A 21312-nucleotide genomic window follows, 5' to 3' on the forward strand; every position below is an offset into this window, starting at 1 on the left:
TTTAGGACATTCTCAAGTAGAATTCAATCGTGTCCCTGTAGGTTTTGATATGCTCTTTCAGTCATTCTGTTAGATCCTAGTTGTGAATAAAGAAGCCGTGAACGTTTCGTGTCGTTCGCAACTTAACTCGCTCCCGCCCACGAACCGGAGCAGCAGGTGCCGCGAAAGCAATCCATCGACCTTCGGGGAGGTTGAACAGATATTGGAGGTCGACGGAAACGACTAAGTCAAACCCGGAGTGAGAGACGGGTAAGACACCCGTTCACGGGTGATTTTCAGACGAACCCCTTGGGGCTTTGAAGCGGACCAGCATAGTAAAAAGGCGGCTACAAGCGATAGTTTCAGACGAACTCTTGGGGATTTGAAGCGACGGGATCGCGCCGCGTATCACCGACCGCTTCACGGTTTCAGACGAACTCTTGGGGCTTTGAAGCCAAGGCGAGAAGGAGAAATTGGAGGCAAACACGTTGGTTTCAGACGAACCCTTGGAGCTTCGAAGCGAGTGTACCATGACCGGCGGGGACCCGGCAATGAGTTTCAGACGAACTCTTGAAGCTTTGAAGCTTGTCTGTCTGGATACTCCCGGCCGCAGTTATCTGGAGGTTTCAGATGAATCCCCGGGAATTTGAAGTTGAAGATCGTACTCTGTGGTCCGGAAACGCCCATCGTTTCAGGCGATCCTTTAGGGCTTTGAAGCATCGATCGGGCCGGCGGGCTCGTCTCTTTCTTCGATCTTCAGACGAACCCTTGAAGCTTTGAAGCGACGAGAGGATCAACTACGGGCGCGACCCGACCAACGTTTCAGACGAACCCTTGGGGCTTTGAAGCTCCCACAGCGTCGAGGCCGCGTACCCCTCGACGTGTTTCAGACGAACCCTTGGGGCTTTGAAGCAACCGAAAGGCACTGCCGTGGGAGGGCGCTGCGTCTACCGTGTTTCAGACGAACCCCTTGTGGGTTTGAAGCGCCGCGGAGGTGACGACCCCGGACCCAGACCCCCGATTTCAGACGAACCTTTGAGGCTTTGAAGTGACCAGAAGCAGCTCCGTTACGAGTTCGCTGGTCTCTTTTCAGACGGACCCTTGAGGTTTTGAAGCGTCTGGATTCGGACGCGCGACGGCGACGTGACGCGGTTTCAGACGAGCCCTCGTGGATTTGAAGCCTCGGCGCATACCACTACCCCGATATGCCGCCTCACGCTTCAGACGAACTCTTGGGGCTTTGAAGCACCGTCGCTGCGAAAGAGGATGTACAACACCGCAGTTTCAGACGAACCCCTGAGGGTTTGAAGCCTGCGCGAGACGCCTGCCCGGCTGCTGTATCAAAAGTTTCAGACGAACTCTTGAGGCTTTGAAGAAACCGCGTCAACCGGGCGGTCGACGGCGACGACGCTGTTTCAGACGAACCCTTGAGGGTTTGAAGCCCTCTGTAGCGTCAGCCACGTATGGCTAATACAATTTTCAGACGAACCCCTGTGGATTGAATTGAGGCAGACGCGATAAACCGCGTGAGCTGAATCTGTTGCCCCCGGTGCGTTTATGTTCGGTCTCGGGGAATTGGTTAGATAGGTGTATTCACCGACATGATCTCCGTAACGGAGGCTGATAGATGCGGCTGCTGATTTCACTTGAAGCAACGGCAGACGCGGCGTATAGGCACACCTACCACCACAAGCTCCGAGGGCGGCTCTGGAAGGCACTCCGTGGGACTCAGTTCGAGGAGGAACACGATAATAACCAGCCGCTCGGCATGGCGTTCTCCAATATCTTCCCGTGGGGAGACATACAGGCTGGCGACGAGCGCACGGTGATTGTCGCGTCTCCCCGAGAGCCGTTACTGACAGCGATCGCGGGCGACCTCAACATGGACCCGACGTTCGACATTGGGGATATGCGGTTCCGCGTCACGGACGTGACTCCCTTGTCGGTCGACGTCGGAGAGCCGGGAGAGCGCGGTACGATCCAGACCGATACGGGAGTGTTCGTCCGGCTCAAAGAGGAACACCGCCAGCAGTACGGGATAGAAGCGGAAGGGGACGCTCGCACGTACTGGAAGCCGAAGCATACGATAGAGCCGTTCAGAGATGCGATTACGGCTAATCTCCAACACAAGCACGACTTGTTCGCGCCTGACTATCAGGAGGGTCCGGAGGAGGTCGACGGTGATCTGTTCGACAGTTACGAACTGATCAAGACCTACGCGCTTCCAGTGACTGTCACGACCGGGGAGCAGGTTGAGTATGTCGTCAGCAAGTGGGAGCTCGGATACCATGTCCAGAGCGACGCCCACCGGCAGCACTTGAATCTCGCTCTCGATACGGGTATTGGCGTCCAGAACGGGCTCGGATTCGGATTTATCAACATCACCAACGATGCCCAGTAGCTACGCAAAAACAGCGGTAAGTCGGTTCCAGCCCCGTATTCCGGCGTCGCTTTACGAGATCGCGTGGCAGTATTCGCTGTTCGACTGGTACGACTCGGTCCAGTCGGATGCGATTGATTGGGGGCTGGATCCAGAACATCTCCCGTATCTCACGCCGCGTGCGAAGGACGGCCTGTTCGGGGAGCCGGACAGTCTGATTGTCGTGTACGCCGACCTCTCAGACCCGGACAACCCAAGCTTCCGGACGGAGGCTGACGGCGGAGCGGTCGAGTTGACAACCTACACCGAGGCGGATCGGTTCAGGGTGGGCCATTCGTATCCCCAGCCGCGCCGGGGGAAGATGATGGACCACTCGATCACGACGTACAAGAACGCTTCTGCCGAGCTCATCGCAGGCCGCGTTGAGGGGAAGCGAAACACGATCCAAGACCGGTTCACGATCTGGGCGTCCAAGTACGGTGAGAGAGTCCGAGATGAGGTCTCGGATGCAGATGCGGCGATTCTCGATGGGCTGATCGCGCTGGGAGAGGACGAGATGCAGTTGGACACGATCGCGGATTCGCTGTTGGGGCAGGTCGAGCAGGCCGACGAGGAACTTGACGCCCTGATAACCGTCGCCGTCCGCACACCAGACAGAGAGGAGTACCGACTTCCGGGCGAAATTCCGGTGTTGAACGAGGTCATGGCCGCAAAGAAGTCTGACCGGATGGACAGCACCGGAGTCTCCGATGCGAGCGGCGAGGCGACCGGCTTCGTGACCGGTGAGGAAACGACGGTGACCGGCGGTTCATCGGGTCTGTTTGGGATGAACAGCAAGAAGCAGCGCGAACACGTCCCGAGGCTTGTATCGGATGGGTCGTCGGTATGGAGATCGCGCCCGGTATCGTATCCAGTTGCCGCGGCGATCATCTCGGCGGAGTCGCTGTTTGATTCGTTCAGTCGGGGACTTCCGGGGTCGGGAAGGTTGTACCTTCTCCCGTATCTCGCGGCCCGGCGCGAGGACGTGAGTGAACAGACGTTCGAGTGGTTCTACGATCGCGTCTACAAGCGGATCCAGACCGCAGACGGCGGAGCGGACGGAGCATTCGACGACGTGATCGAGTCGATCTTCGTCGAGATCGCGGACGTGTCCTCCGGGGACGAGGAGGTGGAGCTACCCTTCGAGGAGGCGCCGAGTGCGTGGGATCAAGTTCGGTTCGCGGCCGTCCTCCAAGTCTCAGGGAACCCAGATCGGGTCTACTTTGAGACGCTGGATGCGGTGTCGCCGGCGCTCCGCTTGGAGGATGCTCACAACGAGATTGTGAGGTACGGGGCGGCGTTCACTCCGGGTGGAGTCTTCGACGGCTCCCCGCCGTCTGAGTCCAGTCCGTTACTCGGTCGCGGGGGGCTCAACCTCACGCAGTATATCCTCTACGGCGGCTACTTTGCTCGGACGACAGAGCCGACGCGGAGTAGCCGAGAGGCGTCCGAGCGGCCGACTGCCGGGGATATTGACGACAACCGGACGAGCCGCGTTCGGCGGCTACTCTCGGAGTCTCAGATTGACACCCACAGGCTCCTTGAGGAGTATATCCATCAGATAGTTCAGGATCAGCGAACGCTGTTCGGCGAAGACAACGTCTACGCTGCCTTCCCGAAGCGGAGTGTCGTCGAGCAGTATTCACAGATCCACGCGCTCGGCGCTCTCGGCGTGTTAGACGACAGTACCACGGTTCGGTTCGATACCATCCCAATGGCAAACGACAACGACTCAGACACAGCCCTTGACGACTTCGTACAACCAGAAAGCGACGGAGAGACGGGCGAAGTACCCGAGGACTCTCCGGAACCGGATACGGCGGAAGCCGCGGATGAGCCTGTCTCCGAGGAACCAGTCTCCGAGGAGCCAGTCGAGCAGGAGTCAGAGACGCGAGAGTCGCGTCTTGAGGCGTTTATCAGCGGACACAGCGCCCTTGATGATGATGAACAGGAGGCGATTTTCGTTCTCGGTGGCCTTGTGGGACGGATCAGCGCCTACCAGAACTACGAGAACGTTTCGTCGACGCTCATCCGCCGGTATCCGGTGGACTACCTGACGAAGCAGACGATCAAGGAAGTGACCAAAGAGGTCCTTCAGATGAACAACTCCTACGCGGAGGCCGACGAGAGCCGGTCTTACCAGACGAATACGCGGTACACGACTCGTCTCACGGGGACGATGCTGGCCGCCGATCCCGAGGAGTGGCACATGACTCAAACCGAGATCCAATGGCTCTACTCTCTCGGGATCACCTACGGCCTCAGCGATTACAGCAACTACACCCAGCAGGACGACGAACAGGGCGATGAGACCGATTCCGACGCTACTGACAACTAATGTCTTCCGACACCACCCACGCCGATACTGACGGTACTGACGCCGTAGAGAACCGCTCCGAGATCGTGTTCGCTTACGACGCTGAGGACACGAATCCCAACGGGAACCCACTCTCGGCAAACGACAAGCCGCGAGTCGACGAGACGACCGGGAAGGCAGTCGTGACCGACGTGCGGTTGAAGCGATACCTCCGTGACCAGTTAGACGACGACGGGCTGGGTGTTTACATCCAGAACCCCAGCAAGAGCGATGCGGACTCCGTGCTGGACAGAGAGGACCTGTTCACGGCCGCGACGGGGATCGACGACGACGAGCTCGGTGACATGACCGGGAGCGAGGCGGCAGATGCGTTCCTGACGAACGCGGTCGACGTGCGCTACTTCGGTGCGGCAGTCACCTTCGATTTCGACAATCTCCCCGACGACTTCCCGGGGCAGTTCATCGGGCCGGTCCAATTCAGTCACGCCCGGAGCCTCAACAAGATCGTCAGAAAGAGCGAGTCGAAGCAACTGTCGACGGTCGTGTCGAGTGGCGGCGACGCCGAGCAAGGGACGTTCGCAGCGGACAACCGGCTCCAGTACGCGTTTATTCCGTTCCACGGCGTAGTCAACGAGCGGAACGCCGGGAAGACACGGCTCAGTCAGACCGACGTGGAGCGGCTGGATTCGCTCATGTGGCGCTCGCTCAAGAACCAGACGTTGACGCGGTCGAAGATGGGCCACCAGCCCCGCCTCTATCTCCGTGTCGAGTACGCGACCGACGATTTCCACATCGGCACGCTGGACGACGGGATTGAGCTCACCCAAGAGAAGCCGGACAAAGAGCTTCGGAACATTAGCGACGTGGTTCTCGGCGTCGACGATCTTATCGAGTCCCTGTCGGAGAACCGTGACCACGTCGAGGCAGTCCACTTCATCGCTGACCGGCACTTGACTGTGGAGGCCAACGGCGAAACGGGCGGAGCCGACCACCTCTCCGATCAACTCGCAGAGGCGGTAGGCGCCGACAACGTCGTTGAGGTCGACCCATACGACACCTAATGGGGACGACAGAGATGGACGTCGACGGTCGCGACTGTATATCGTTCACCGTCCGGGGGCCGTGGGCCCACTTCCGGCGAATAGACACAACGACGGACAAACCTACCTATCTCGTTATCCCACGGACGACCGTTGCGGGGCTTATCGCGGCCGTTCTGGGCGAGCCGCGAGATTCGTACTACGACACGTTCAGCCCTGAAAACTCCGCGATCGCCATCACTCCTACGTCGGAACTCAACACACAGGCCATTCCGATGCTTACGGTCCCGACAGCAGAAGGCGACCTCAAGAGCGTCGGCGGGACACGGCGGAAGGCCGTTATCGCACCCGAGGAGATCGCGGAGGGGCGGAAGCGCCGGACCTTCGAGTATATCGTTGATCCAGAGTACCGGATCGACCTCGTGTTGGCTGACGCGGAGACCGCGGAGAGAGTCGCGGACTATCTCACAGCCGGGAAAGCAGCGTACACGCCCTATCTCGGGAAATCAGAGTGTCTTGCGGAGATCACCGACGTTGAACAGACCACCGTCGAGCCAGCACCAGATGGAGAGGAGGCGGTTGCGTCGACCGTCCCCGAGGAGTACGTCGTTCCCGAACCGGGGTCCAGACTCCGGATGGAGCGAACACCGGCCTACATGGAGCGTGACGACTCCGGGCGGCGAACGACCGGGTTCATCTCATACGCATACGCCCCGGGTGGTGAGACGATAACCGCTCCGGGCGCCCCGATCAAGAAGGTGGGAGGCCGCTCAGTCTGTTTCCTATGAGCAGTCCAGACGGCGCTCTCTCGGCGTTCTTGGCTCGGCCCGACCAGACGCTCGGGGACCATCTTGAGGGCGTCGCTGACGGCTGCGAATCGCTCGTCGAGGCAGACAGTACGATGCCGACCGGCGACTCGTGGGCGCAGTTTCTCAAGACGCTCGCGTGGACCCACGATATTGGCAAGCTCACCGACTACTTCCAGACGTACATCGAGACGGGCGACCGAAGCACGGCGCCGACACCGGAGCTCACGTACCACAGCTTCACAGGAAGTGTCGTGACAGCCGCCGCGCTCGCAAGACAGGGGTTCAATAAGAAGGCGACAGCAGCGGGCTTCTACGCGGTGCTTAGACACCACTCCGTGATCGAGAACGTCCCGTCTGACCTCCCGAGCTACTACGAGTCGAGGTCCGCGGTCGACGCGCGATACGAGCTTGTGGAAAGACAGGTCAGGAACATCGACCAGAGCGCCGCCCAAGCCGCCGACGAGGTACTTACGAGAGCAACGGACGGGCAGTACGGGTGGGAAGGGTTCCAGAGTGACGGAGTCGAGTTTGTGAGGCGGTTGGTCCGAGCCACCGATCCAGCCACCTCAGAATCGGATTTCTACGAGATCGTCCTTCGGGCGTGGTCCACTCTCGTCGCCGCCGACAAGTTCGACGCAAGTGGAAGTGCGACAGGGGCCGCCGATCGACTCTCCGCGACCCCACGGCCGCCAGTAGACCAGTTATCCAACCACCTCCGGGCCCTCTCAGACACAGAGCTACCAGACGGAAACACCGCCTCACAGTATCTCGATACGCCTCAAAAGCCGGCGCCGGGAGATGAAGCGACCATCGAGCAGCGTCTCGCAGCGGTGCGAACAAAGGCCAACGAACAGGTGGTCAGGAACCTCCAAGCAGGACACGAAGCCGGCGATCGCGTCTTCGAGCTTACCCTCCCGACAGGGTTCGGGAAGACATACACCGGACTCAGGAGCGCCCTTTCTCTTGGTGAGACACGGGATAGCCGGGTGATCTACGCGCTCCCATACACGTCGATCATCGACCAAGTGGACAGCGAGATACAGCGGATCTTCGACGTCTCCCCACGCGACCCAGAATACACCGTCCACCACCATCTTGCCGACACGCTCACAGTAGCAGCAGCCGGCGGTGGCCCACTCTCAGACGGTATCGGGAGTGGCGCAGACACGCTCCACGCCGAAGCGTGGAGGTCGGGGCTTGTTCTCACGACGTTCACGCAACTGTTCGAGAGCGTTGCTGGACCACAGAATACGCAGTCGATGAAGCTCCCGGCGTTACAGGATAGCATCATCATCCTCGATGAGCCTCAAGCTCTCTCGTTAGAGTGGTGGCAACTCGTCGGCCGCCTCACCGAGTTTCTGACCGACGAGTACGACGCCACGGTCGTGTTCATGACGGCGACACAGCCCCGGATCCTCGATAACCTTCCAGACTACTCAAATCCGACCCAGCTAACCGACTGTCTCCCCGAGTGTAACGCCCTACTGCGTGATTCTCCACGGGTCCGCTTCCGGATCCACGACAGCCTCCAAGCACACCTATCCGGAGACGCTGACCCACTACCGCTCCCAGAGGCCGCGACCGAGATCGAGGGTTCGACGACAGAGGCAGACAACACGCTCGCGATAGTCAATACCGTGGAGTCGGCCGTCACGCTGACAGAACATCTCTCGGGGCCCGATACGGCTCCGCTTGCGGCAGACCTTCTTGACACGCATGACACAGACCCCGACCCGTTCGACCCAGACGCCTACCTCGAACGCTTCGCGGAGCGGCACACAGACGCGGAGCAGATCGTCGCGACTCTGACGACGAGGCTCCGCCCGGTCGACCGAAGTCGCCTGATCGACGTATTGAACCACATCCTCGATCCGGAAACGACGACGCCGGTCGATGGAACACCGCTAATCACGGTGTCGACACAGTTGATCGAGGCAGGAGTGGACGTGAGTTTCGACCGGTTGTATCGCGACTACGCGCCGGTTCCGTCGATCGTCCAAGCCGCGGGAAGGTGTAACCGAGAGTTTGGGGGAGACGCAGCTTCGGTCACGATCTGGCGGCTGGACAGTCCGGCAGAGAGCTACTACGTCCCGAGCGAGCTCATCTACGGTGACCGGTCGCTGCTACACCCGACACAGCAGGCACTTGCGAGAGTCACGGCCCGTGACCACTCAGTCCCCGAAGTCGAGATGATCACGACGGGGGTAGAAACATACTACGAAGCCCTCCACGGAAAGCGGAAGACAGGCGACAGACGAGATCGGCTTGTCTCCGCGTTTGACGGTTCGAAAGGCGAGCAGTTACGGAACGCGTCGCTTGTCGGGTCGGAGTACCCGACGCAGGAGACGATTGTGCTCACGTCAGAAGAAGACCGCGAGCAGGCGCGTCGGTACCAGCGACACAAGGACGCAGAGGAGTGGAGTGCGGCTCAGGCAGCCTTCCAAGACCTCAAGCGACTGTTAGTGACCCTTCCCGTCGAGGAACCGGTCGATGAACCCGTGATAATCGACGTAACAGACACCGACAGCTACCACCCGGAAACTGGGAGCGGGCCTACCATATCAGAGGCGCAAACCGACGCGGAGCTCTAAGCCACTATTCCATCGACCCCCCGGGGGTTGAGACGATATTGGAGGTCGACGGAAACGACTAAGTGAAACCCGGAGGGTGAGATAGGTAAGACACCCGTTCACGGGTGGGTTTCAGACGAACCCTTGGGGCTTTGAAGAGGCCAGCAGCGGACCGCCCAACGGAGGCCAGCATGAAGTTTCAGACGAACCCTTGGGGCTTTGAAGAGCCCGCGACGTGCGCGCGTACGCCTCGTCGACGGTGGTTTCAGACGAACCCTTGGGGCTTTGAAGCCTTTGAGATTCGGATGCCGATCGCGTCCACGGGGTTTCAGACGAACCCTTGGGGCTTTGAAGCGCCCTGCTCGACGGCGATCGACAGCGCCTGTCCGGGCGTCGTTTCAGACGAACCCTTGGGGCTTTGAAGCTGAACGTGGCGGTTGATGAGCGCCTCGGTGTCGATGTTTCAGACGAACCCTTGGGGCTTTGAAGCCATATGCGGAAGGGCTACCGACAGGCGGGAGGTGGGTTTCAGACGAACCCTTGGGGCTTTGAAGCATCGACGCGCTGCCCGACGACATGGAGAAAGTCGGTTTCAGACGAACCCTTGGGGCTTTGAAGCTGAAACCGGTTTGTTGAGCAACTGTGATTGAACAAGGTTTCAGACGAACCCTTGGGGCTTTGAAGCCATCTCGGGTGGTAGTTCCATGTGCTGTGTTCAGTTTCAGACGAACCCTTGGGGCTTTGAAGCCACATCACCGGGCGCTCCGACGACGCTCACGCGGAGTTTCAGACGAACCCTTGGGGCTTTGAAGCGGGTGGTCTCCTGACTGAGCCCACGTCAGATCGTGGTTTCAGACGAACCCTTGGGGCTTTGAAGCATCGGTCCCTCTCGTCGAGGTACGCCGCGATCGTGTCGTTTCAGACGAACCCTTGGGGATTTGAAGCTTGATGTTCATGCGAGTCCTCCGAACGTGCCGCGGTTTCAGACGAACCCTTGGGGCTTTGAAGCCACGCCTACCGCGGGCTGAGTACCCTCGCCCTACAGGTTTCAGACGAACCCTTGGGGCTTTGAAGCGCGGAGACCGCCGACATGACTTACGCCCGCGATGTGGGATTCAGACGAACCCTTGGGGCTTCGAAGCTGCGACAACGCCAGCGAGTTCACGATCCGGACGGTGTTTCAGACGAACCCTTGGGGTTTTGAAGCCACGGCAGCGGCCTCACAGAGCACCACAATCTGCGTTTTAGACGAACCCTTGTGGGTTTGAAGCAGCGAGACGCGTCGGCACTCGGTACAGCGAGCGCGGAGTTTCAGACGGACCCGTGTGGGTTTGAAGTGAAGCGCCGAAAACCCCGTCACCTACATCGACATGACCGCGTTTCAGACGAACCCTTGAGGATTTGAAGCCCCGAGGCTCAAAGCACACAGGAAGCCCTCAGAATCTTTCAGACGAACTCTTGGGGATTTGAAGCGTCGACCCCGCCGACACGCCAGCCGACCTCGCGGACGTTTCAGACGAACCCTTGGGGCTTTGAAGCAAGACTCGCTGGTCTGACGGCGGCCGACAGGACAAGGTTTCAGACGAACCCTTGTGGATTTGAAGCGACAAAATGCGAAGCGACCCTGACTACTTCCGCAAGTTTCAGATGAACCCTTGTGGGTTTGAAGCAGTATTACGACGCGGAGGCGGGGGGAAGCAGTCCTGTTTCAGACGAACCCTTGGGGATTTGAAGCGCGAGCGTCGACCAGCTCCGGAAGGTGCTGACCGACCGACGGATCGAGCTCATAGAGGACCTGATGGCAGCGCCGGCGGAGAGCATCAGCCAGTTGGTCGAGCGGGTCGGTCGGACGTACTCGGTGGCCACGACGATGTCGACGTACTGGTCACCGCCGGCATCGTTAAGCGGCGGGAAGACGGGGCGGCGGCGCGGCTGTTCGTCCCCTACGAGTCTGTCGAGATTGGGATCACGATTCGGGCGGCAAGAGGAGCCGATGGGGAGGAAACGCCCGCATAAGGGACAAATGCGTGCGATTCCTTGAACGAGTCGTCTGGTAGTATATCAGACCTATCGGTAGGTGCCGAGATATTTTCTCAGCTTATTCGAGATCAAGGCGAACGCGACGATTGATGGGAGAGGAAACGGCTCACAGGGTGGATCTGGGGGGTACGGCACAGACGCCAATGGAGACGCTGGAAGTGAAGGGATGATGGGCGGATCTGGTGGTTCCGGTGGCTGGGGCGGCGTTGCCTCCAGAACAGGACTCGGCGGTCAATATGCCGATGGCGGTCAAGAGGGCGATGCGGGAGGGACACGATCCGTAAGTGGCAACAAGCTGGCGGCACACTACGTGATGGCGGTTTCATCTTCGTTCACGTCGCTTCCGAATCTTGGCGGCGGGGGTGGAGGCGGCGGAGGTGGCGGCGGCTCAATATGGGGCAGCGGTACGTCTGGGGGAAACGGAGGTAACGGCGGGGCGGGGCTGTTATTGTGTGCCCCAGAGATTGTGGTTGCGCCATCAGCAACTATTGACTTGAGAGGCCAAGATGGAGAAGACGGAGAGGATGCGGCAGGTAATATTGAATCAGAATCAGGTGGCGGTAGCGGTGGGGGCGATTGTGCTGCGATCGGTGAAACGGTTTCACTTCCAGAAAGTGTCGTGAAGCAGTGGGGCGGTGCTCCCGGGGAAGGTGGAGGGATGGGTTTTTCTTCCGGTTCAAGCACCGGGAATAGGTTTTGTCTTCTGTTGGGGTTGCGCCGCCTGTACAAATAAGTAATAGCCGCAAGAAGTCCCGATCGACTACCGACCAATGGAGCAGTTAATTAGCCCATCCACAGCCGCGTTAGTAGCAGAACTGGGGAGTATCGGTGTAGAGCAATATATTGGCTCAGCCGGAGCCTACTTGATCGCCGGCTTTGTCAGCGGAGCAGTTGGAACGGTCGCCTTCGTGAAGGCGGTCAGGGTAGCGGTCATCGTCGGGAGCATCGCGATCGTCGGCCTGTTCGCAGGCACCCAGATGGGGGTCGTCGACACAAGTGGGAGAGAACTCGTACGGGTAGCACAGTCGGGTATCACACTACCGCAGATCCCAGCGGGGGTCGTCGAGATGTTCACCGTTCTCCCGTTCGTGGCCGGGTTCGCGATAGGGATCGCAGTAGCGTTTTCCGAACTCTAAATCGGGGGCGATGAGTCGTTCCCGGAGTAGAAATTCGAGTAGTAGTGGATAGGAGAGCCAGCAGGAGTGAACATGACGTAGTCAGGAGAGGTCGCGATCACCTTCCATTCATCCGAACCCGCGTGGTGGTTACGGACGGCGGAGAGAGCAAGAGGGAGGCCGACAAACAAGACGTTCGGGACGCGCAAAACCCGGAATCACCACCTACCTATCATCTTGGGAGACGTATATTTCCTGTTCGGTGATGAGTTGTAAGTTACCCTCTGGCGCGTACGCTCGGTAGGTCCCACCGGCAGGTACGATCGCAGATACAGCCATTAGTACATTTGAGTCCAACTTTTCCGGGCTGTGATATCCACTTAGATCGGCATATTGGCCGTTCACATAGAGAATGAGCTGGCCTTCGTAGGTCCAATCTTTATCAGCCCCTATTGCGCGAGCCGAGACAATTATTGGATGGTCGCGAGTGTTTTTTCCTTCTTTCTCTGTCTGGTGTAAAGGCGTGGACTCCACATCGCCTGCGTGTAGTTTGTACTCGTCTGGGGAGCCGCCCACAGGTGTTAGCGACATGGTTACCCACTAACCTCGGTCATATAGAGTGGATTCTTGTTCAAGTCCATATTAACAGGTAATCATCTACCGTGTTAACTTTTTTTGCCCTATCTCACACCTTTGAGGGCGGTTACTGCTCTCCCGGAATAGAGTCCTGAGTAGTAGTGGATAGGGGAGCCAGCACGAGTGAATATGGCGTAGTCAGGAGAGGTCGCGATCTCTTTCCACTTCATCCGGACCCGCGTGGCGTGGTTACGAACAGTCGTTGGAGCGACGTCGAGGAGGTCGACGGAAACGACTAAGTGAAACCCGGAGGGAGAGACAGGTAAGACACTCGTTCACGGGTGTGTTTCAGACGAACCTTTGGGGCTTTGAAGCACGTCGTCGACGAGGTCCTCGGACGGCGACCCGTGTTTCAGACGAACCTTTGGGGCTTTGAAGCCTGATCGGCTCGGCGCTGATCCTGACGTCATCCTCGGTTTCAGACGAACCCTTTGGGCTTTGAAGCCTGTCGCTCGACCCCGGAACAACCGACGACGTGAGTTTCAGACGAACCCTTGGGGCTTTGAAGCACGTCGCGATCCGGTCGCTCGCTGACTTCATCGAGTTTTAGACGAACCCTTGGGGCTTTGAAGCGAACTACGCGACCTCGGCACAAGTGCCGGAGTCACAGTTTCAGACGAACCCTGTGGGTTTGAAGCCTCCGCGTTTCGGGTGGAGCGACCGCGAAGGAGTTTCAGACGAACCCTTGTGGGTTTGAAGCGAATCCGCGCTGGTCCATTGGCCGTTTGGACTGGTTCCTGACGTACTCTTGAGGCTTTGAAGCGGCATGGAGGGAGATTTTTGGGGTCGACTGACCCGTTTCAGGTGAACCCTTAAAGATTTGAAGGGGTGGGTGACTAAACCACCGCATACCGTCCGGCTGACCGTTTCGCTCTTATGTAGAAACGTGGAAAGAGGTCGTTTAGTTATTTCCTGTAGTGAATTGAGTACGTTAACTGAGACACAGACCGCCGGACGGCAGCAGTATTCAAAATTTCAAATCCTCTTTCCGCAGCTCTACACAAGAGCGAGACTTGGTGCGGTAGAGCGTGAAGACGAGAGTTGAGCCTCACCCACAGGAACACTCGAAACGGTGGAGGGTGAGCTTAGGCCGGAGCAGCGACGACGGTGGCAGAGTAGGCGGAGATCGCGTCCTCCGGGTCCTCGACAGTCGTGGCGAGCGTGGCATCGCTATCGGGGTCAGCGGTGCTCGTCTCGGTGCCAGTCGAGGCGACGTTATCGCCGCTTCCGTCGGTCCAGACGACCTCGGCCCCGCAGTCGACGGGGGTACCGGAACCGTTGCTCACGGTGATCGACAGTTCGTAGCCGGCGTCGGTGGCCGCGAGGGACCGCTCGGTGGTGATGTTTTCTGCCGGTCCTTCAACAGTGAGCTCTCCGTCGAGATCGGGGCCGGAACCTCCCCCACCGCCGAGACAGCCAGCAGTAGCGGTCAGCGAGCCCGCAGCAGCGAGCGTGGCGGTCGTTTTCAGTACGCTCCGTCGCGTCGGATTGTGTTCGTCCATTGTATTCCGACTTCCCCGAGTATCGTATATAAACCTACAACTGGGATTATCGGTGTGAGATAACTGCCGTCTATCAAAAACATGTCAGACAAAGCGCGGAACGGAAAAATAAAGCAGAGAGGCGAGACGAGGGTACCAGACGCTTATTCAGCGTTCCCGTAGAGGCGGTGCCAAACGGAGTTGACGTCGAGGAAGTCGTACTTACTCTCGAACGGGTACAGGACAAAGATCACCGTCAGGGCGAGGAGGTACGCGGGGACCACGAAGACGAGCGCGGGGCTGTTCGCGAACGCTCCCGAAATGAAGCTCAGAGCCGCGAACACCGTGACGACCATCGCCGCGAACCGAAGGACGGTGCTTATGGCGTAGTCGTAGACGACGTGGAGGAGCGGGAAGTCTTTGTCCTGATGGTTGAGTAAACGCCGCCACACCCGCCGCTGGGTGCGGGTAAAGTACGGGTGCTTCCGCGGGCGGTCTCCCTTGGGGAACTTCCACGCCGGCTGAAGGAGAGGAAGGTAGCGATTTGCTTCCACCTCTCCGATGGGATTGAACGCAACATCAGTCCACCCGAACGGCATCCGGGCTTCGAGCTCGCCGTGCCGAAGCGCGGAGTCGGGGTTATTTTTCGGGCGGGGACGGTGGGGCCCGTCACGCTCGTCTTTGCGGGTGGAGAACCGTTCCCGAGTGTAGCCGGTCATCATATCGCTCAGGTCCGGGAGCTCACCGGCGGGAGACTGATCCTGAACTTCGTCGAAGCAGGTGGAACAGAGGGCGTGCCATGCGTCGGGGTCGGTGTTGTTCTCCCGGAAAGCGTCTTCATCGCCGTCCTTGGGGAGCGCCATCGGGACTTCATAGCCGTCGTGTCCACAGAGAGCGTCGCACCGTTCACAGGTGTAGTCGGCCCTCTCGAAGACCTCGCGGGCCAGCTGCCGACCCATCTGCGGGTTTTCAAAGATCGCCGCGGTCTCAGAGATGCCGCGGCGCTGGTTCTCGGACAGCCCCCGCCGCCCAGTACGCTTCCACGGGTTGAGTCGGTTGATGAGTGACCGAATCATGTATATCTCGTCTCGCTTACCCTTACTTTCCGACTACCCGTATATAAATGACCAGACGAAAACGACGGGCGTTTTTTCTAAGAGACGGCTGAAAAGGGGTAGTACGCGGATGACAGATACCGACCCGCCAAAGGGGTCGGAGGGGCTTGCCGCTGACCACGGCACGGCCGCCCGACCTGAACAGCCGGACGAGGAGCATCGCGAATCTGCGCCCGAAAGTGACAGCGATCCCGGGAGTGATTCAGAACAGGTTACAGTCCCGCTACAGGAGCGGGACGTAACAGAGCGAGGCGTGTTTTCGACGTTGATGGGCGAGCGGCGCTCAGTTGCCGAAATCGTCCGCGGGAGCGAGTTTGAGATCGAGCGCCGGTATTGGATTCAACCTCCCCACGTCTACGTGGCGATCCTCCAGCACACGGAAGCCGCGGAGTACCTCTACTACGTCGTCACGCCGTCTCTTCGAGAGGATGAGGAACAGTTGTATCAGAAGCTCTACTCGGAACTCAGGAAGCTGCTGTTCCGAATTGAGCCGGAAGAAGACGAGACGCCAGCAGACGTTGTTGAGCGGCAGGCGCAACGGAAGCTCCAGAAACTCGGCGTTGACCTGTCTCCGGCGTCGCAAGATCGTGTCCTCTACTACCTGAAGCGGAACATCGTCCGCTACGACAGGCTTGACCCGCTTTTGTCCGACCCCGAGCTTGAGAAGGTGTCCGTCAACGGCGCGGGCTCAGACAACCCGGTGTTCGTCCAGCATCAGGACTTCGGCAACATGGAGACGAGCATCGTTCTCAAGGAGGACCGGCTCCCGAACCTGATTCGGAAGATCGCACAGCGGGCGGGGGAAGACGTCTCCCGTGCGAACCCGGTTCAGCGGGCGAGTCTCCCGGGTGGATCGGACGTACACCTGTTCTTGGAGGACGTGTCCCCGAGTGGGAACGCGCTCACGATCCAGAAGCAACGCGACGAGCCGTTCACCCCGGTTCACCTAATCGACGAGGAGACCTTCGCCCCACGTCAGTTGGCGTATCTGTGGACGCTCGTCGAGTCAGGACACTCCGGGCTCGTCGTCGGGGGGCTCTCGGCGGGAAAGACGACCGTGTTGAACGTCCTCGGGATGTTCGTGACTCCGCGGAGTCGTGTAGTGACGGTCGAGGAGAGTCCGGAGCTACAGTTACCGCAGGACAACCAGATCGAGACGACGACCCGCCGGTCGTTCGGGTCGGGGACTGACGACGAAGTTGGACAGGGAGAGCTCATCGACGCAGCACTCGGGAACAAACCGGAGTACCTGTTCGTGGGAGAGGTCTCGGGGAGTGAGGCGCAAAACCTGTTCCGCGGGATGAGTGTCACCGGCAACGCGGTATTCACGTCGATCACCGCCGAGACGCTGGAAGGTGCCGCAGCGAAGTTGGAGCGAGAACCGATGGGCGTCCCGAACCCCCGGCTTCAGGAACTCGATTTCGCGGTGATCCAACGCGAGGAGGAGCGAGATGGGGAACGAGTCCGGCGAAACGTCCGAGTCTGTGAGTTCCCGGAAGCGGGACAGAGCAGCGAGGGGGAGCCCCGCCCGACGTGGGAGTGGGACCGACAGGCCGACCAGATGGCCCCGATGCTGGACAAGTCGCAGTTTGTCGATACGGCCGGAGCAGGCGAGGGGATTCCGGTTGAGGAGATCGACAGACGTGCCCGGGTGTTAGAGCAACTTCAAGCCCGGTCGATCACCGGCTTCGAGCCGGTGACAACGGTTCTCCGCGCGTACATGGTCGCGCCCGAGAAGGTCATGAAGCAGACCCGGGCCGGCGAGTACGACTTCGACGAGTTGGAGTCGCTTGTGGGTGAGGACCGATGAGCGGCCACGAAGCAGACCGGTCGCAGTCTGCCGTACAGGACCAGCGTCAACGAGGCGTCGACGTGGATCCAACGGCAGAGGTCGTTCGCGATGCTATCGCTAAGAACGGTCGCGGTCGGGCCGAGAGGGAGCGGTTGAGCCGGGAGAAGTCTGGTGTGAGCCGTCTGAGGGAGCGATTCGGGCGGGTTGCGGAGAAACGATTTAGCGCGTACTTCCGGGCGAAGGGTGAGCGGTTCGATGAGCTCCGGGACGTAATCGATCAGGCACGCTTCGAGACGACAGCCGATGAGTACCTTGCGCGGGCGACGCTTACGGTCCTGATCGCCGCCTTACTCGGCGCGGTTGTGGGCGCGGGGATAGGTGCGGCAGTCATCGGTCCAGTCGGAGCGGCAGTCGGGGCGGTCCTCGCGACCACCGCTGGCGCGGGAGTGACGGCAGCCGCCGGCTACTGGTATCCCCATCTGAGGGCGAACCAGCGCCGGCAGCAAATCGACCGACAGCTCCCCGACGCGGTGATGGCAATGTATTCGCTCTCGCAGGGCGGGATGGAATTGCCGGAGATCGTGAAGTGGGTCGGTGAGAGTGACGAGATTGGCGACGAGGTCTCCGTCGAGTTTCAGATGATCGTCAACGAGATGGAGACCTTCGGGGCGGACCTCCAAACGGCGATCCGGGAGACGCGCGATGCGACGCCGAGCGCGGACCTCCGAGAGTTGTTAGACGACATGGACTCGTCGCTCCGCTCAGAGCAGGATATTCTGCCGTTCCTCGCGGAGCGGACGGAGCGGTTCAACCGCCGGATGGAGGAGCAGACCGACGACTACTTGGAGTCGATCAACAACCTCGCAGAGACGTTCATCGGAGTGGTCGTGGTCGGAGGGACTGTCGTCGTCGGCCTTCTGACGATCATCGACGTGAACACGGTCGGGGGGAACATCCCGGCAGCGATCGGCGCGATCTACTACGTCGTGTTGCCGATCGTCGGGGTCGCAGCCATCGCGACCGCCCGGTACCGGTCGCCGTTCACCCCACTCCGGCGCGGTAGCACGTTCGACCTCCCTGACCCGGACGTGACGAGTGAGGGTGTTGGGGAGGCGTTAGAGGCCGCTGAGGATGAACTAACTCCATTGGAAGTGAAGGGGTTAGAGCAGCTTCGCGACGGACTCCAAGCCGAGGAACGACAGAGCATCCGTGGTCGGATACGCAAGCGGTTTGAACGTCATCCGGAGTCGACGCTGTTCGCGAGCGTTCCAATCGTCGGAGTGTACCTTGCCGCGCTCACCCTCACAGGCGTGGTAAACCCCCGACCGGCAGGGTTTCAGTCCGCTCCGATGGTGACCACGGTTGCGGCAGTAGTCGTCCCTGTCGCGACGCTGGTCTCACCGATTACCATGTTCAAGCGGCGCCGCCAACAGTTCCACGAGGAGATTGAGTCTCAACTCCCGGGAGTGTTGGACCGGCTCGCCCGGATTACTGAGTCGGGGGAGACGCTTGGGGGCGCGATCGAGACAGTTGCCCGAAAAGACGGCAACCGATTAGAGGAGGAGCTTGAGGGCGTTCGTCGTGAGATCCAGTTCAGCACGTCGCTGGGAGTGGCCCTCAAGCGTATGTCAAACCGGGTCCAGAACAGCCGGATCACCCGTGCGGTACGGATTCTCGTGGAGTCGAACACGGCCAGCGGGTACGTCGACGAGGTGATCCAGAACATCTACGCGACCGTCCAGCGAGTCGCAGAGGGTCGACGTCGACGGCGGAGCGAGATGGCCCCACACGTTCGAGGGCTCATTCTGGGGTTCTCGGTCTACCTCATAATCTCGGCGTTCATGCTCGCGTTCCTCCTTCCCAACGTGGAGATGATCGCGACCGTCGACGCGCAGGCGGAAGCGGCAGGGGTCGGCGCCGGGTCGACAACCACCGACCTGTCGGCAGACACGTACCGCGTCCTCCTATTCCACGGCGCCATCGTTCAGTCGGTGGTCTACGGGGGGCTGGCAGGCGAACTACTCCACGGGGACGCGTTCCGCGGGGGTGGGCTCACCCTTGCGGGTCTTGTGGCGAGCGTCGTCCTGTTCGGGGTGATCTAACCATGACCGAGTTACCACTACCAACGGGCGATCAGGACCGCGCACAGACACAGGTGGGCGTTCTACTCGTCGCCCTACTGGTCGTGGTCGTGGTCGTCGTCGCGCAGACCCAATACGCCCCCGCAGAGCGCGCCGAGACGGAAGCAGAGCACTCGGTCGCGCTGTTGGAGGACATGAAGGAGTTACAGGTGTCGACGCTCCAAGCGGCCCAGTCGGGGGCGACACAGAGCGTTCCTGTCGAACTCGGAAGCCAGTATTCGTCGTTCCTGATCCTCTCGCAACCAGCCAACTACCCGTGGGGGACAATCGAGACGACGAACGAGACAGAGATCGGCGTGTTGAACGCCGAGGCGGTGAGGGACGACACGAGAGACTACCTTGACGGGTCGCCGCTCATCTTCAACACGGCTGGGCTCCGGTATTCGCCGGAGTACCTACAGCGCGACGAGCCAGCGACCGAGCTTCGGAACGGAATATTGGCACAGGGAGATGGGACCATGTTGACCGGGTCAAATCTCGTCGACGGACAGCAGATCAACATCATCGCCGTCGACGGGAACGTATCCGAGGCGGGGCAGCGGGCAGCGATTATGGTCGCAGACCCGCTTTCGTCGAGCGACCAGACAGTCCCGGTTGAGTCGGCAAACGGCGACCCCATCGAGATACGGCTTCAGACGCAACTCTCCGAGGAGAAATGGCGACAGGCCCTCAGCGAGGAGATCGACCCAGACTGTAGTGCGATTCAAGAGCCCTACGTGTGCGGAGTCAGCGTTGAGGACAACGTCGCGACGATCACGCTCGCCCCCGGGCCGACGTACCAACTGAATACGGCGTTAGTAGGGTACCGAACGGTTGAGTCGGCGGGTGGGGCGGGGAAAACTCCGGAAGCAGAGTACCTTGTCCGGACGGATACACAGCTTGTCGGGCAAAATGAGGTGGAGGTCACCGTAGAGGCCCGAGACAAGTTCTCAAATCCGGTTCAAGGAGCAGTTATTGAGGCCGACGCACGAAGCGGTCGCCTCAGCGAGCGTGAAGTCCGGACGGACGCTTCGGGAGAAGCAACCTTCCGGGTCTCAACAGGGGCGAGCAGCACGAACAGGGTTGAGTTGACGATCGAGGGCGTCGACGGAGAACAAGCAACAGTCACCTTCGAGATCACCGGCTAATTCATGGTTAGATCGCTCATTCAGTCCGTTATCGGGAGTAGCACAGAGTCAAAGACGACGGCGACAACCGACAAGTCAGAGCCCGATTTCGCAACGAGTATCGCGGATCCGGCGATCCCGGATGCGGAGAAACTGGTAACGCCGATTCCACCAGCGGTAATTGAATCAGCACGCGAATCGTCGCCTCTCACGGGAAGCGATCGCTCGCTGATCGAAGCACTCGATGGCGTCCAAAAACTCGTCGAGAGCTACGAGTACCAAGACCGGATGGGGAACGCCTACTACGAAGTTCTCGCAGAGCAGTTCTCAGACCCGCATTCGCTCCGCCGGCCGCTCCGAGCAACCGACTCCGAGCTGACGTTCATCGTTCTCGCGGAAGGTCTCATCGAGATTGGCGATGAGCTTGAGATGAACGAGCGCGAGGTTCAGGCGATCCAGATCGCCCACCAACTCTACGCAGAACAATTGGGCCTGACCGGCGAAGCGGAGCAGGTGAGTGTCCTAACTGTCGAGATGAGCCAAGAGCGGATTGGTGAGTTACTGAGCCTAACTGGTTTCGAGAGCTACTTGGAATAGCGGTTCGAGTCGGCCTCTCGAAACGCTGGTTGCTTCATTTCTAATTAATATACCGCTGAGAGGACCTGATAAACTATTTTTCGAGGGATAATCTCCTTGTAGAGTAACTTTTATTATAAGTGCGGATGAATCCGCATCTATCCACATAGATGTGG

At 59.7% G+C, this 21312-nt stretch carries 13 protein-coding genes and 1 CRISPR repeat array; of the genes, 10 read left to right on the forward strand and 3 right to left on the reverse strand.

The genetic code is table 11. From position 1 onward, the window contains the following. Positions 1–1606: 1606 nt before the first annotated feature. The 6 genes from cas6 to DVK07_RS10070 all read left to right on the forward strand — a co-directional run bounded on the left by cas6 (position 1607) and on the right by DVK07_RS10070 (position 12310). The gene (gene cas6 / locus DVK07_RS10040; protein WP_121596928.1) at positions 1607–2380 is read left to right on the forward strand and encodes a CRISPR-associated endoribonuclease Cas6; all 774 of its coding nucleotides are present in this window, start codon (positions 1607–1609) and stop codon (positions 2378–2380) included. Beyond that, a complete protein-coding gene (locus DVK07_RS23615; protein ID WP_233565404.1) occupies positions 2370–4736 on the forward strand; it encodes a TM1802 family CRISPR-associated protein in 2367 nt (788 codons plus the stop codon). Before cas6 ends, DVK07_RS23615 begins: the two co-directional genes overlap by 11 nt. Beyond that, a complete protein-coding gene (gene cas7b / locus DVK07_RS10050; RefSeq protein ID WP_121596929.1) occupies positions 4736–5776 on the forward strand; it encodes a type I-B CRISPR-associated protein Cas7/Csh2 in 1041 nt (346 codons plus the stop codon). Before DVK07_RS23615 ends, cas7b begins: the two co-directional genes overlap by 1 nt. 14 nt (positions 5777–5790) lie before the next feature. Beyond that, positions 5791–6543 carry a type I-B CRISPR-associated protein Cas5b gene (gene cas5b, locus DVK07_RS10055; RefSeq protein WP_233565405.1) on the forward strand — a complete coding sequence of 251 codons (753 nt, stop codon included), beginning with the start codon at positions 5791–5793 and terminating at the stop codon, positions 6541–6543. After that, positions 6540–9155 carry a CRISPR-associated endonuclease Cas3'' gene (locus tag DVK07_RS10060; protein WP_121596931.1) on the forward strand — a complete coding sequence of 872 codons (2616 nt, stop codon included), beginning with the start codon at positions 6540–6542 and terminating at the stop codon, positions 9153–9155. The genes cas5b and DVK07_RS10060 overlap by 4 nt, the downstream gene beginning before the upstream one ends. A 108-nt stretch (positions 9156–9263) precedes the next feature. Next, positions 9264–10869: direct repeats of the CRISPR family, unit length 29 nt; unit sequence GTTTCAGACGAACCCTTGGGGCTTTGAAG. Between the two features lie 1075 nt (positions 10870–11944). After that, on the forward strand, positions 11945–12310 hold the full coding sequence (locus DVK07_RS10070; protein ID WP_121596933.1) for a hypothetical protein: 366 nt from the start codon (positions 11945–11947) through the stop codon (positions 12308–12310). A gap of 204 nt (positions 12311–12514) precedes the next feature. Here the strand turns inward: DVK07_RS10070 and DVK07_RS22080 are convergent, their stop codons facing one another. From DVK07_RS22080 to DVK07_RS10080, 3 genes are all read right to left on the reverse strand, one after another. Beyond that, a complete protein-coding gene (locus DVK07_RS22080; protein WP_147441091.1) occupies positions 12515–12880 on the reverse strand; it encodes a hypothetical protein in 366 nt (121 codons plus the stop codon). A gap of 1130 nt (positions 12881–14010) precedes the next feature. Continuing rightward, a complete protein-coding gene (locus DVK07_RS10075) occupies positions 14011–14427 on the reverse strand; it encodes a hypothetical protein (protein ID WP_121596934.1) in 417 nt (138 codons plus the stop codon). A 143-nt stretch (positions 14428–14570) separates the two neighbouring features. Then, positions 14571–15482, reverse strand: coding sequence for a hypothetical protein (locus DVK07_RS10080; RefSeq protein WP_158603135.1), 912 nt, complete (start codon positions 15480–15482; stop codon positions 14571–14573). A 109-nt stretch (positions 15483–15591) separates the two neighbouring features. Between DVK07_RS10080 and DVK07_RS10085 the strand changes: the two genes are divergently transcribed. Genes DVK07_RS10085 through DVK07_RS10100 form a run of 4 tightly spaced genes read left to right on the forward strand, consistent with a single transcriptional unit; the run spans position 15592 to position 21157 of the window. Continuing rightward, positions 15592–17331 carry a type II/IV secretion system ATPase subunit gene (locus tag DVK07_RS10085; protein WP_158603136.1) on the forward strand — a complete coding sequence of 580 codons (1740 nt, stop codon included), beginning with the start codon at positions 15592–15594 and terminating at the stop codon, positions 17329–17331. After that, on the forward strand, positions 17328–19415 hold the full coding sequence (locus tag DVK07_RS10090; RefSeq protein WP_121596937.1) for a type II secretion system F family protein: 2088 nt from the start codon (positions 17328–17330) through the stop codon (positions 19413–19415). The genes DVK07_RS10085 and DVK07_RS10090 overlap by 4 nt, the downstream gene beginning before the upstream one ends. Before the next feature lie 2 nt (positions 19416–19417). Continuing rightward, entirely contained in the window at positions 19418–20581 is a 1164-nt protein-coding gene (locus DVK07_RS10095; RefSeq protein WP_121596938.1) for an Ig-like domain-containing protein, read from the forward strand. A 3-nt stretch (positions 20582–20584) separates the two neighbouring features. Beyond that, positions 20585–21157 (forward strand): hypothetical protein, encoded by a 573-nt coding sequence (locus DVK07_RS10100; RefSeq protein ID WP_121596939.1) that lies wholly within the window; start codon positions 20585–20587, stop codon positions 21155–21157. The last annotated feature ends 155 nt before the right edge of the window (positions 21158–21312 follow it).

Origin of the sequence: Halorubrum sp. Atlit-26R (assembly GCF_003666015.1) — an archaeon.
Classification (GTDB): domain Archaea; phylum Halobacteriota; class Halobacteria; order Halobacteriales; family Haloferacaceae; genus Halorubrum.

What these genes read in the sequence shown, in the direction of transcription:
- cas6 (WP_121596928.1), top strand. Translation starts at nt 1,607, where the DNA reads ATGCGGCTGCTGATTTCACTTGAAGCAACGGCAGACGCGGCGTATAGG.
- DVK07_RS23615 (WP_233565404.1), top strand. Translation starts at nt 2,370, where the DNA reads ATGCCCAGTAGCTACGCAAAAACAGCGGTAAGTCGGTTCCAGCCCCGT.
- cas7b (WP_121596929.1), top strand. Translation starts at nt 4,736, where the DNA reads ATGTCTTCCGACACCACCCACGCCGATACTGACGGTACTGACGCCGTA.
- cas5b (WP_233565405.1), top strand. Translation starts at nt 5,791, where the DNA reads ATGGACGTCGACGGTCGCGACTGTATATCGTTCACCGTCCGGGGGCCG.
- DVK07_RS10060 (WP_121596931.1), top strand. Translation starts at nt 6,540, where the DNA reads ATGAGCAGTCCAGACGGCGCTCTCTCGGCGTTCTTGGCTCGGCCCGAC.
- DVK07_RS10070 (WP_121596933.1), top strand. Translation starts at nt 11,945, where the DNA reads ATGGAGCAGTTAATTAGCCCATCCACAGCCGCGTTAGTAGCAGAACTG.
- DVK07_RS22080 (WP_147441091.1), bottom strand. Translation starts at nt 12,880, where the DNA reads ATGTCGCTAACACCTGTGGGCGGCTCCCCAGACGAGTACAAACTACAC.
- DVK07_RS10075 (WP_121596934.1), bottom strand. Translation starts at nt 14,427, where the DNA reads ATGGACGAACACAATCCGACGCGACGGAGCGTACTGAAAACGACCGCC.
- DVK07_RS10080 (WP_158603135.1), bottom strand. Translation starts at nt 15,482, where the DNA reads ATGATTCGGTCACTCATCAACCGACTCAACCCGTGGAAGCGTACTGGG.
- DVK07_RS10085 (WP_158603136.1), top strand. Translation starts at nt 15,592, where the DNA reads ATGACAGATACCGACCCGCCAAAGGGGTCGGAGGGGCTTGCCGCTGAC.
- DVK07_RS10090 (WP_121596937.1), top strand. Translation starts at nt 17,328, where the DNA reads ATGAGCGGCCACGAAGCAGACCGGTCGCAGTCTGCCGTACAGGACCAG.
- DVK07_RS10095 (WP_121596938.1), top strand. Translation starts at nt 19,418, where the DNA reads ATGACCGAGTTACCACTACCAACGGGCGATCAGGACCGCGCACAGACA.
- DVK07_RS10100 (WP_121596939.1), top strand. Translation starts at nt 20,585, where the DNA reads ATGGTTAGATCGCTCATTCAGTCCGTTATCGGGAGTAGCACAGAGTCA.